Raw genomic sequence first — 12,684 nt, forward strand, 5'->3', positions numbered from 1 at the left:
TAAACCCCCCGGCTTACGATTGTGAGAAATGTCTTAGAGATACGTGACGATATCTTTAATTAATCCTGGCCCCTGATAAATAAAGCCGGAATAAATCTGCACCAGCGTGGCACCCGCTGCGATCTTTTCGCGCGCTGCGGTCAGAGAATCGATCCCGCCTACACCAATAATTGGCAGTTGCCCCTTCAGCTCCTGAGACAGGCGCCGAATCACCTCGGTGCTGCGCGACTGGACCGGACGCCCACTCAGCCCACCGGCTTCTTCAGCATATTTAAGGCCACTCACCAGTGAACGATCGAGGGTGGTATTGGTAGCAATGACGCCATCAATCTGGTGCCGGATTAAACTGTCAGCGACCTGAATTAACTCCTCTTCGGTGAGATCAGGCGCGATTTTTACCGCCACCGGAACATATTTTAAGTGACGTTGTTCCAGCTCTTTTTGTTTTTGTTTGATTGAAACCAGCAGATCGTCCAGCGCTTCGCCATATTGCAGTGAACGTAATCCCGGGGTGTTCGGCGAGGAGATATTGATCGCAATATAACCGGCATGGGCATAGACCTTTTCCATGCAGATCAGATAGTCCTCTTTGCCCTGCTCGACCGGCGTATCTTTATTTTTACCAATATTGATCCCCAGTACGCCTTTAAAACGCGCTTTTTTCACGTTTTCGACCAGGTGATCAACGCCGAGATTATTGAACCCCATGCGATTAATAATGCCGCCCGCTTCGACTAACCGAAACATCCGCGGTTTGTCATTGCCCAGCTGGGCACGTGGCGTCACAGTACCGACCTCAACGAAACCGAAGCCCATCGCGCCAAAGGCATCGATACATTCGGCATTTTTATCCAGACCTGCCGCCAGGCCAAGGGCGTTATCAAAGGTTAATCCCATGCAGGTTACCGGACGCGACGGCAGCTTCTGGCGGAATAACCCTTCCAGCGGTGTGCCGCTCATAAAACGCAGTTGCTGAAAGGTGAGTTCGTGCGCGCGCTCGGGGTCGAGTTTGAACAGCGCCGGTCGGACGATAGGATAAAACATGCACTCTCCTGAAGGACGGAAGCAATCGTGAAAGTCGGTGCACGGGAAAATGTGCGCCAGAATGGTAAAGTGCTCTGGCGCAAAAGTAAATCGAACGGCGAGGATGGGGAAAAATATCTGAAGCTGAGTTGATCTTACCCCACGGAATCGTTTACGGGGTCGATTCGGGCGTGTGCAGGAAACAGGTATTCACGCAGAATACCGCGACGCAGCATGATGCCAAAAATGCCGATACAGACGAATGCTTCCGCCAGCACCATCGACCAGGCGGCACCTATCGCCCCATACTGCCACGCCAGCAGGCAGCAAAGCGGCACGTTAATTACCCCGGCCGCCATCATCACCAGCATACGCTGGCGCGCCAGGCCATGCGGGATCAGGATCTGCAAACCGGCCGGATAAGAGATATTACCGAACAGGAAGCAGAGCACGAACACCCGCAGCACATCCGCCGACGGCATAAAAGCTTTACCCAGCAGTAGCGATACCACCTGATCGGCAAACAGCCAGGTAAATATCACAATCGACAGGCTGAGAGAAAAAGAGAGCAGCAAACTTTTGCGGGTTGCGGCAATCGCTGCGCGCTTATCGCGTCCAAACAGGTGGCTGACGCGTGGAAAGAAGGCGCTGCCGATCTGTTCCGGCACCGAGTTCGCTGCTTTACGCAGGCGGTCTGCCCCATTGTAGATACCGACCATATAGTGCGAGGTAAACGACGCGAGGATCACCACATTGACGCTGTTAAACAGATTGGCCCCGGCGATAGCGATAAACACATCCATGCTGTCAGTGATGCGCTGTTTGATTTCGCGTGGCTCAAAGCGATAACGGCCAATCACCTTCATCTCCAGTACAAACTTCAGGGTGATGGCCGCACTGATAATCGAAACGGCACCCGGGATCAGGGCAGCCAGCCAGGTATCCTCAGGCGTTTTGACCAGCAAAAAGGTCAGCGGGATAGCGCAGAAGTTACCAAAGGTGGCAATCACCGCCGTTTTGCCGAGCTTCTCAAAGCCCTGCATCAGCCAGCCAAACGAAAACAGCGAGCCGATCAGCGTGGTGCAGTTGGCAAGGATAATAAAGAACAGCGGATGCCAGGCCGGGTTAAACCAGGTGGCCGTCAACAAGGTGCCGCTGGTCAGCACCAGCAGCATCAGTTTGGCATTGAAGGTCGACCAGAACAGCTGACTGACCCGCGCTTTGTCATCACGATGGTGAGCAATATCTTTGGTGGTAAAGACGTTGAACCCCCAGTCGGAGATGGTGCTGCAATAGAGCACGCAGGCAATCGCCAGCGCCAGGGTCCCCATCTGCTCGACGCCGAGAATACGCGCCAGATAAGGCAAGGTCGCCAGCGGAAACAGAAACGAAGCGCCGCGGTAGGCCAGCAGTGAGAAGATATTAATAATCAGACTTTTATCAAGAACTTTTGCCATGTCGCAACAACCTTATACACATTGCATGTCTCACCTTCTCATTTCGCTAAGGCATAAACAATATCGCTAAACACTTTTCAGAATCAGGCTGCGCGGTTAATTTCTTTTTTGACCTTATAACTCTGCAACGCAATAAACAGATCCGGTTGATTAAACAGCAACCACTCTTTAAAGTTCTGCGCTTTCACCTCACGCCCCATAAAACGAATGGCATTACGCACATATTCCGGCACCGGCGTCTGATTATACAGTGATAAATAGATCATCAGGCGGAACGAATGGGTTAAATAGGCTTTCTCCAGCGTCGTGCGCCACTCTGTTTTAGCCTGGGAGCTATTCAGCGTATTGTAGGCATGCATAAAGGCGTCATAGCGCTGAAAGAAAAACTCATCGCCTTTGGTACTGTTTGTCAGTGAGCCGCTGCGAATACGCTGCTTATAATAAACCTGACGGCTGACCCATGCCTGCTGACATTTCATAAACACCGACAGCGTGAAATTATGATCTTCATGTATCCGGCGAACGAAGCGTAATTTATGCTGCTCTATCACGCTTTTTCTCAGCACGTAGTTCCAGACCGCCGAGGTATAGCTGCCGTTACGCAGCAGGCGCATAAAGACTTCCTGCGGCGGCTGCACACCAAACTGGTCATGCTTAACTTTGGGTGAGGTGACGTCGATATGGCCATCTTCGTAGACGCAGGAATTAAAGCAGAACAGGTCGGTGCGGGGATGTTTCTCTACGACGCTGGCCAGTTCCGCCACCAGCCCATCGACGACCACATCATCCGGATCACAGAAGAACAGGAACTCGCCCTGAGCCAGCGCAATACCGGTGTCACGAGCATTGCCGAGCCCGCCGTTTTCAATGGTGATAACTTTTACCTGAGAAAGATGCGCATAATTCTGTTCAATCAGGGCCAGTGTTCCATCGGTTGATCCATCATTAACGATGATTATTTCATTGGGCGCTTTTACCTGGCGCAATAATGAATCAACGCACTCCACAATATATTTTTCAACGTTGTAAGTCGGAATAATCACCGATAACAGGATGTCAGACATAGGCAATTCTCTGCTGTTAGAAAATGACAATACGATTCACCTGCCTGATGCAGGTCCAGACCAGAGGCGAAACGTCGGAAAAGGAATAGTCGTTATTATGGCTGCTTACTTTGAGCCTGATTATCTTAAACCGGTTAAGCCGATAAAGACCAGTCGGGAAAAAAAGGCTGCAGTGGTCAGGTGACTCTCACTGTTAAATAAGTTGCATCTATAGTCCGGCACGACGATAAAACGGTTGAGGATTGATTTAATTTCCCGGCAAAAAGCAGCGGTAACCAGAATCCGGAAAATGTAAGCGAATACCTGAAAGCGTTAATATCTTCAACATTACATTCTGTTCGTTTCAGTGACGTTTCTGCAATTAATCTGAGCCCCACTCCCTGCCACGCCCTGGGAGGGGTTGATTTTATATCGCTTTTCCTGATTTCTGCCCCTGCCGCTACGTTTTTTGCGCGGCTCACCATAATAAGAATGTTTAAGCAATCAGCCAGCGGATGATTTACTGGCGACGGCTCGCTTATTTTGTGATCTCGCATCATCACCTTTAATGAGTGATCGGACGAACCGCCCGAATTTTAAGAATTATCGGAAGCCGCTTTATCACGGCTTATTGCTTAACCCGCCTATTTGCAGATTTCACTTTTAGATTGCCAGATAAATCATTTAAGCCCACTCCCCTGCTCTGACAGTATGAAGGCATAAGTTCTCAACATTAGATAATCAATAACTTTTAGTTATAAGGAGTGATGATGCGAGTTATTACGCTGGCAGGCAGCCCACGGTTTCCTTCACGCTCAACGTCGTTATTGACGCTGTGTCAGCACAAACTGGAAGCACGGGGTATCGAAGTCATTCCGTGGAACATTCATAACTTCCAGCCGGACGATCTGATCAATGCGCGTTTTGACGCCCCGGCGCTGCTGGCGTTACGCGAAGATCTGGCCGCCGCGGATGGTCTGATTGTGGCGACGCCAATCTATAAAGCCTCTTTTTCTGGTGCACTCAAAACCCTGCTTGATCTGCTGCCGGAACGCGCACTGGAGCACAAGGTGGTGTTGCCTTTAGCCAGCGGCGGCAGTGCCGGCCACATGCTGGCCCTTGACTACGCCCTTAAGCCGGTGCTTAACGCGCTGAAAGCGCAGGAGATTCTTCACGGCGTGTATGCCGAAGATAACCAGATTCATCATTACGATCGTCAGCCAGAGTTACAGGACTCGCTGGCACAGCGCCTTGACGACGCGGTAGCTGCGTTCTGGCTGGCGCTGACCCGTCATCATCATCCCGTTGCACAAGCGGTATAAAGGAGCAGTTCGATGAAACAGAGGTTCGCTAAGTGGCTGACGGCGGGATTATTACTGGCTGGCCTGCAGGCGCAGGCTGCTGAGCCCGATCCAGCGCAAATTCGTATCGGTTATCAAAAAGGGTCAGTCAGTATGGTGCTGGCAAAATCGCACCAGCTATTAGAGAAGCGTTTTCCGCACACCAAAATTCAGTGGATTGAATTTCCGGCCGGTCCACAGATGCTGGAAGCGCTGAATGTGAACAGTATCGATCTCGGCAGCACCGGCGATCTTCCGCCGCTGTTCGCCCAGGCGGCGGGCGCAGATTTACTCTATGTCGGCTCCGAACCGCCCAAGCCGCAGGCTGAAGTGATTCTGGTACCGAAAACCAGCACGCTGCAACAGGTAGCGGATCTGAAAGGCAAGAAAGTCGCTTTTCAGAAAGGCTCCAGCTCGCACAATTTACTGTTGCGAGCCCTGCAGCAGGCTGGTCTGAGCTTTAAAGATATCACCCCGGTTTATCTTACCCCCGCGGATGCACGCGCCGCGTTTCAGCAGGGAAATGTTGATGCCTGGGCGATCTGGGATCCCTATTACTCGTCGGTGCTGTTACAGGGCAATTCCCGGGTGCTGGTTGATGGCAGCAAACTCAATCTGACCGGCTCGTTCTATTTAGCCACCCGCAGTTATGCCGAGGCGCACGGTGCATTCATTCAGCAGGTGCTGGACACCTTTAGTGCAGCCGATGCGCTGACCGTCAGCCAGCGGCCACAGAGTATTACGCTGTTAGCGCAGGCGATAGGCTTACCCGAGCCGGTGATCGCCAATCATCTGCTGCCAGTGAAAGTGTCGATTCGCGATCGCATCTGGCAACCGCATACCGTGACTCAATAAGGAGCAAAAAATGGTATCCATATTCTGGTTTCTGCCAACCCATGGCGACGGCCACTATCTTGGCACCGCAGAAGGCGCACGTCCGGTGGATCACGCCTATCTGCAACAGGTGGCGCAGGCAGCCGACCGTCTCGGCTTTGGCGGCGTACTGATCCCGACCGGCCGATCCTGTGAAGATGCCTGGCTGGTTGCCGCGTCATTGATCCCGGTGACACAGCGCCTGCGTTTTCTGGTGGCTTTACGGCCTGGCGTGATTTCGCCGACCCAGGCGGCGCGTCAGGCGGCAACGCTGGATCGCTTATCCAACGGTCGCGCGCTGTTTAATCTGGTGACCGGCGGCGATCCGGAAGAGCTGGCGGGCGACGGGGTGTTCCTCGATCACCGTGAGCGCTACGCCGAGTCAGCTGAATTTACCCGCGTATGGCGTCGGTTGCTGGAGGGCGAAACGGTCGATTACGAAGGCAAGCACGTTAAGGTGCGCGGTGCCCGCCTGATGTTTAAACCGGTACAGCAACCGCGTCCGCCGTTGTGGTTTGGTGGCTCGTCTGAACCGGCTCAGGATCTGGCAGCTGAACAGGTCGATGTCTATCTTACCTGGGGTGAACCACCGGCTCTGGTGAAAGAGAAAATCGACCAGGTCCGTGCGAAAGCCGCCGCGCAGGGACGTACGGTACGTTTCGGTATTCGTCTGCACGTGATCGTGCGTGAAACCAATGAAGAAGCCTGGCAGGCGGCCGACAAACTGATCGCCAACGTGGACGATGCCACCATCGCCAAAGCGCAGGCGGCGTTTCAGCGAGCAGATTCGGTCGGGCAGCGTCGGATGGCGGCGCTACACGGCGGACGGCGCGACAAGCTGGAAATCAGTCCGAACCTGTGGGCTGGCGTCGGCCTGGTGCGCAGCGGCGCAGGGACCGCGCTGGTCGGCGATGGCCCCACGGTCGCCGCGCGGATTAAAGAGTATGAAGCGCTGGGTATTGAAACCTTCATTTTGTCCGGCTATCCACACCTGGAAGAAGCTTATCGGGTTGGCGAGTTGCTGTTCCCGCATCTCGATCTGCAGGTTCCGCTGGTGCCACAGCCGCGCGTAGTGCAGGCACACGGAGAAGCGGTCGCCAACGATTTTACCCCTGAGAAAAAAGTCGCCCGCGGCTGAGGAGAACATCATGGCCAGAACAGGTAAACGTCTCGCCGATACGCTGGTGCCGTGGGTGCTGCCAGCTCTACTGGTGGTGGCGTGGCAGATCGCCTCGCAAACCGGCTGGTTATCGACCCGCATTTTGCCGGCGCCTGAAAAAATAGTGACCACGTTCTGGCAGCTGGCCGCCAGCGGTGAACTGTGGCAACACCTGGCGATCAGTAGCTGGCGGGCACTGATTGGTTTCAGCATCGGCGGATCGATTGGTCTGCTGCTGGGGCTGATCACCGGCACCTCCCGCACCGGCGAGCGGCTGCTGGATACCTCGGTTCAGATGTTACGTAACGTTCCCCATCTGGCGCTGATCCCGCTGGTCATTCTGTGGTTCGGTATTGATGAGTCGGCCAAAATCTTCCTGGTGGCGCTCGGCACGCTGTTTCCGATCTACCTGAATACCTACCACGGCATTCGTAACATCGATCGCGGACTGGTGGAGATGGCCCGCAGCTATGGCCTCACCGGCTGGAGCCTGTTTATTCAGGTGATCCTGCCCGGTGCGCTACCGAACATCATGGTCGGCGTTCGTTTCGCGCTCGGCCTGATGTGGCTGACGTTGATCGTGGCAGAAACCATTTCGGCAAATTCGGGCATCGGCTATCTGGCGATGAATGCGCGTGAATTTTTGCAGACCGATGTGGTGGTGGTCGCCATCATTCTGTATGCCCTGCTCGGTAAACTGGCTGATGTCGCCGCGTTGTTGCTGGAACGCGTCTGGCTGCGCTGGCATCCGGCTTATCAACTGAAGGAGGAGAACGCATGAGTCAGACCCTTTCCCCGGCGCGCCTCAATGCGGGCACCCCGGTTGGCGTTAACAACGTCAGCAAGCAGTATGGCAACCGTACCATTCTGAAGAACATCGACCTGCATATTCCGTCAGGTCAGTTCGTGGCGGTGGTTGGCCGCAGCGGCTGCGGCAAAAGTACCCTGCTGCGCCTGCTGGCCGGGCTGGAGCAGACTTCCAGCGGCCAGCTACTGGCGGGCAATGCGCCGTTACAGTCGGCACGTGACGATACCCGCCTGATGTTTCAGGACGCGCGGCTGCTGCCGTGGAAAAAGGTGATTGATAATGTCGGCCTCGGGCTAAAAGGCAACGCCTGGCGCAGTGCGGCACAGGAGGCGCTGGCGGCGGTCGGGCTTGCCGATCGGGCCAGTGAGTGGCCGGCTACTCTCTCAGGCGGACAGAAACAGCGGGTAGCGCTGGCCAGAGCGCTGATTCATCGGCCGGGTTTGCTGCTGCTGGATGAGCCACTGGGTGCGCTGGATGCCCTGACCCGCATCGAAATGCAGGAACTGATTGAATCGCTGTGGCAGCAGCATCATTTCACGGTACTGCTGGTCACCCATGATGTGAGTGAAGCGGTGGCGATGGCCGATCGGGTGCTATTGATTGAAGAAGGCGAGATTGGTCTGGATCTGCTGGTTGATTTACCGCGTCCCAGAAGGCGCGGATCGCCGCGGCTGGCAGAATTAGAGGCGGAAGTGCTGGATCGGGTAATGCGACGCACCGCACCCTCGCAACCGGTCCGTGTCGCGCGACAGCGTTAAAAAAAACGGCGGAGCCCGACTGGCACTCCGCCGTTCTGCTATCAGGCGTTCAGCGCCCGGGTGATCTTCTCGTAGAGATCGCCCGACAACTTCTCCAGCCCTTTCAGCTGTTCCAGTGCCTCGCGCATCATCGCCTGACGATCGTCGTCATAGCGTTTCAGTCGAATCAATGGCTCGACCATCCGCGCCGCAACCTGCGGGTTACGGGTGTTCAGATCGATCAGCATCTCCACCAGGAATTTATAGCCGCTGCCATCTTTGGCATGGAACGCAGCCGGGTTAGCGGAGGCAAAGGCACCCACCAGCGAGCGTACCCGGTTAGGGTTGCTCATGCTGAAGGAGCGGTGGTTAAGTAACTGACGCACATTACGCAGCACATTGGCCGCCGGACTGGTGGCCTGCAGCACAAACCACTTGTCCATCACCAGACCATCCTGATGCCAGCGCTCATCGTAGGCCGCCAGCAGCGCATCGCGGCACGGCAGCTGCGCCGCTACCGCTGCGGAGAGTGCCGCCAGCGAATCGGTCATGTTGGTCGCCTGGTGATACTGCACCTGCACCAGCTTGTCCGCCAGTTGCGCATCGCCAAAGGCCAGATAGGTCAGGCAGATATTTTTCAGGCTGCGCTGACCAATCGCGTCATGCTCAACCCGGTATTCACTCTGCTGATTGGCGTTATAGATCGCAAAGAACTCGTCAGCCAGCTCGCGCGCCAGGGTGCGCTGCAGTGCGTCACGTACCAGCGCAATCGCCTGTGGATCGATGACATCGAACAGTTCGGCGATCTCATTTTCAGTCGGCAACGTCAGAATCAGCGCGGTCAGCGCCGGATCGCAGTCGGCATCGAGCAGTACTGCGCGGAACGCGTCTGCCACATGCAGCGGCAGTGACAGATGCTGCCCCTGCTGATAGCGCGCCACGTTGAGACGGATATAGGTTGCCAGCAGGCTCTGTGCTGCATCCCAGCGTGAAAAATCGTTACGCGCATGACGCATCAGGAAGGTGAGCTGCGCATCGCTCCATTTGTAATCGAGCTTCACCGGCGCAGAGAATTCACGCAGCAGCGACGGCACCGGCTGGAAGTAGACATTATCGAAAATGAAGGACTGGAACTCCTCGGTGACGTTCAGCACGTGATGCACCGGGTGGCCGTTGTGCTGCAGCGGAATCACCTGCCCTTCGTTATCATACAGCTCGATATCGAGCGGGATATGCAGCGGCAGTTTCTCTTTCTGATCGGCGGTCGCAGGCGTGTGCTGCGTGACGTGCAGCGTGTATTGCTCCAGCTCCGGGTTGTAATCATCGCGTACCGTCAGCACTGGCGTACCGGACTGGCTGTACCAGCGGCGGAACTGTGACAGATCCACGTTGGAGGCATCTTCCATTGCCTGCACGAAGTCATCGCAGGTGGCCGCACTGCCGTCGTGACGATCAAAATAGAGCTGCATTCCCTTCTGGAAATTAGCCTCGCCCAACAGGGTGTGCAGCATCCGGATCACTTCCGATCCTTTTTCATACACGGTAAGGGTGTAGAAATTATTCATTTCAATCACCTGATCCGGGCGGATCGGGTGAGCCATCGGACTGGCATCTTCAGCAAACTGCGCGCCACGCACGATACGCACGTTGTCGATGCGATTAACGGCACGTGAACCGAGGTCAGAACTGAACTCCTGATCGCGGAACACCGTCAGCCCCTCTTTCAGGCTGAGCTGGAACCAGTCACGACAGGTGACACGGTTGCCGGTCCAGTTATGAAAATATTCGTGGCCGATCACCGCTTCAATACCGAGATAATCTTTATCTGTGGCGGTTTCCGCTTTCGCCAGCACATATTTGGCGTTAAAGACGTTCAGGCCTTTGTTTTCCATCGCGCCCATGTTGAAGAAGTCGACCGCCACGATCATAAAGATGTCGAGGTCGTATTCGAGACCGAAACGCTCCTCATCCCACTTCATGCTGTTTTTCAGCGAGGTCATCGCCCAGTCGGCGCGGTCGAGATTGCCACGATCGACAAAAATCTCCAGCGCCACATCACGGCCGGAACGGGTGGTGAAACTGTCGCGCAGCACGTCGAAGTCTCCCGCCACCAACGCAAACAGGTAGCAAGGTTTCGGGAACGGGTCCTGCCATTTGACCCAGCTACGGCCCTGCTCATCACGTCCACTGTCGACGCGGTTACCGTTTGACAGCAGGTAAGGATAGCGTTCGCCGTCGGCAAAAATGGTGGTGGTGAAACGCGCCAGCACATCCGGGCGATCCAGATACCAGGTAATATGACGGAAGCCTTCAGCCTCACATTGAGTGCATAGCGCCTCGCCTGATTTGTATAACCCTTCCAGCGCCGTGTTCTGATCCGGATGAATATCGTTGATGATTTTCAGCGTGAAACTTTCTGGCAGCTGGCTGAGCACCAGCGCACCGTTCTGCTGGCGATAATCCGTCCAGGGTTGTCCATCCACCTCAAGCGCGATCAGCGTTAAATCTTCGCCATCCAGACGCAAATCAGCCTGGTTGTCACCGAGACGTTTAACCTGACTGATAGCCGTTACGCGGGTGGTCGACGCATCCAGTTCAAAGGTTAAGTCAATGTCAGTAATGGTGTAATCCGGCGCACGGTAATCGTGGCGATATTTAATTTGGGGCTGTTGCGTCATATTCCGTCTCGCGTTGTTATAAGTTTACCTGGCAAAGTCTAAGCTTGTTACTACAAGCTTGCCACGCACAATGCACGTAATGCGTGAAATGGCTACAATTTGTTAACAATGGCACAGATTGGCCTCGACCCACTACAGTGAAATATGCTGTGATTGGCGTTAATGACTGAATTATACTTCCGCGTCTTTAAGACTGTGTACAACACCGGGCTCTGCGCCACCGAACAGGATGCTGAAACGCGCCATGACAGGACATGCTTCCCCGATACTGACCTCGCTGCTCGATACGGACGCTTATAAGCTCCACATGCAGCAAGCCGTCTTCCACCGCTATCATGATGTCACGGTGGCGGCGGAGTTTCGCTGCCGCGGCGACGAACTGCTGGGCCTCTACGCTGATGAGATTCGTGACGAGATTCGCGCAATGCAAACGCTGGCGCTGACCGATGACGAATATCACTGGTTATCCCGCCTGCCCTTCTTTCAGCAGGATTACCTCAACTGGCTGCGCGATTTTCGCTACAACCCCGATCAGGTTGAGGTACGTAATCACCATGGCAAACTTGAACTGCGTATTCAGGGACCGTGGCGCGAAGTGATTTTGTGGGAGGTGCCGCTGCTGGCGCTGATCAGTGAAGTGGTGCATCGTCACCGCACCCCTGAGGTCACCACTCAGCAGGCGGTCGATCATCTGCAGCAGAAACTTGCCGACTTTACTCACCAGGTGGCCGATCTGGATATGTCACGCTTCCACCTGATGGATTTCGGCACCCGCCGTCGCTACTCGCAGGATGTACAGCAGGCGATAGTGGCGACGCTGAAACAGGATTTCCCGTGGCTGATCGGCACCAGCAACTACGATCTGGCGCGGCGCCTGACGCTGACGCCGGTCGGTACGCAGGCGCACGAGTGGTTCCAGGCGTTCCAGCAGATCAGCCCGGTACTGGCCAACAGCCAGCGCGCCGCGCTGCAGGCGTGGCTGGATGAATATGATGATCAGCTCGGCATCGCCCTGACCGACTGTATCGCTATGGATGCCTTCCTGCGTGATTTTGGTCCGGTGTTTGCCCGACGCTATCAGGGGCTGCGCCACGACTCCGGCGATCCGGTCGAATGGGGCGAGAAAGCCCTCGCCCACTATCAGAAGCTGGGTATCGACCCGCAAAGCAAAACGCTGGTCTTTTCCGACAATCTCAACCTCGACAAAGCGCTGGCGCTCTATCGCCATTTCGGTCAGCGTACCCGGGTCATTTTCGGCATTGGTACCCGCCTGACGTGTGATATCCCGGGCGTCACGCCACTGAATATTGTGATTAAGCTGGTGCAGTGCAACGGCAAACCGGTGGCGAAACTGTCCGACAGTCCGGGCAAAACCATTTGCCAGGATAAAGCCTTTGTCCGGGCTTTGCGTAAAGCCTTTGATCTGCCGCTGGTGAAAAAAGCGAGTTAAGCCACTTCTTATCGGGGCGTTGATGCGCCCCGCTTCTGCTGTAATAAATCGTCCATTCCGCCGGATTTTGCTTGTTTCCTGAAGACTCACAAGTAACATAGCAAAACCCCCGGTTC

General features: G+C 55.1%; 10 protein-coding genes. 6 read left to right on the top strand and 4 right to left on the bottom strand.

The window, feature by feature from the left end; all coding sequences use genetic code 11:
* Positions 1-33: 33 nt before the first annotated feature.
* From pyrD to ABIB18_RS01440, 3 genes are all read right to left on the bottom strand, one after another.
* Positions 34-1,044: a quinone-dependent dihydroorotate dehydrogenase gene (pyrD, locus tag ABIB18_RS01430; protein WP_354473538.1), complete on the bottom strand. Its 1,011-nt coding sequence runs from the start codon at positions 1,042-1,044 to the stop codon at positions 34-36.
* 134 nt (positions 1,045-1,178) lie between these two features.
* The gene (locus ABIB18_RS01435; protein WP_069728118.1) at positions 1,179-2,480 is read right to left on the bottom strand and encodes a flippase; all 1,302 of its coding nucleotides are present in this window, start codon (positions 2,478-2,480) and stop codon (positions 1,179-1,181) included.
* Positions 2,481-2,563: 83 nt separating this feature from the next.
* Positions 2,564-3,544 (bottom strand): glycosyltransferase family 2 protein, encoded by a 981-nt coding sequence (locus ABIB18_RS01440; RefSeq protein ID WP_046288414.1) that lies wholly within the window; start codon positions 3,542-3,544, stop codon positions 2,564-2,566.
* A gap of 749 nt (positions 3,545-4,293) precedes the next feature.
* On the opposite strand from ABIB18_RS01440, the gene ssuE reads away from it, so the two are divergent.
* From ssuE to ssuB, 5 genes are read left to right on the top strand one after another with little or no spacing between them, the layout of a single operon-like run.
* The gene (ssuE, locus tag ABIB18_RS01445) at positions 4,294-4,845 is read left to right on the top strand and encodes an NADPH-dependent FMN reductase (protein WP_069728117.1); all 552 of its coding nucleotides are present in this window, start codon (positions 4,294-4,296) and stop codon (positions 4,843-4,845) included.
* A 12-nt stretch (positions 4,846-4,857) separates the two neighbouring features.
* Positions 4,858-5,718, top strand: a complete 861-nt coding sequence (locus ABIB18_RS01450; protein ID WP_354473539.1) for an aliphatic sulfonate ABC transporter substrate-binding protein — start codon at positions 4,858-4,860, stop codon at positions 5,716-5,718.
* A 10-nt stretch (positions 5,719-5,728) separates the two neighbouring features.
* Complete coding sequence (gene ssuD, locus ABIB18_RS01455; protein WP_354473540.1) at positions 5,729-6,874, top strand: FMNH2-dependent alkanesulfonate monooxygenase; 1,146 nt, start codon at positions 5,729-5,731, stop codon at positions 6,872-6,874.
* A 10-nt stretch (positions 6,875-6,884) separates the two neighbouring features.
* Positions 6,885-7,676, top strand: a complete 792-nt coding sequence (gene ssuC, locus ABIB18_RS01460) for an aliphatic sulfonate ABC transporter permease SsuC (RefSeq protein WP_031376619.1) — start codon at positions 6,885-6,887, stop codon at positions 7,674-7,676.
* The gene (gene ssuB, locus ABIB18_RS01465) at positions 7,673-8,461 is read left to right on the top strand and encodes an aliphatic sulfonates ABC transporter ATP-binding protein (protein WP_089561084.1); all 789 of its coding nucleotides are present in this window, start codon (positions 7,673-7,675) and stop codon (positions 8,459-8,461) included. Before ssuC ends, ssuB begins: the two co-directional genes overlap by 4 nt.
* A gap of 41 nt (positions 8,462-8,502) precedes the next feature.
* Here the strand turns inward: ssuB and pepN are convergent, their stop codons facing one another.
* A complete protein-coding gene (pepN, locus tag ABIB18_RS01470) occupies positions 8,503-11,118 on the bottom strand; it encodes an aminopeptidase N (protein ID WP_159223716.1) in 2,616 nt (871 codons plus the stop codon).
* Between the two features lie 244 nt (positions 11,119-11,362).
* Between pepN and pncB the strand changes: the two genes are divergently transcribed.
* Positions 11,363-12,568 (top strand): nicotinate phosphoribosyltransferase, encoded by a 1,206-nt coding sequence (gene pncB / locus ABIB18_RS01475; RefSeq protein WP_031376621.1) that lies wholly within the window; start codon positions 11,363-11,365, stop codon positions 12,566-12,568.
* The last annotated feature ends 116 nt before the right edge of the window (positions 12,569-12,684 follow it).

Source organism: Pantoea sp. UYEF8 (genome assembly GCF_040546285.1).
Lineage (GTDB): Bacteria > Pseudomonadota > Gammaproteobacteria > Enterobacterales > Enterobacteriaceae > Pantoea > Pantoea brenneri.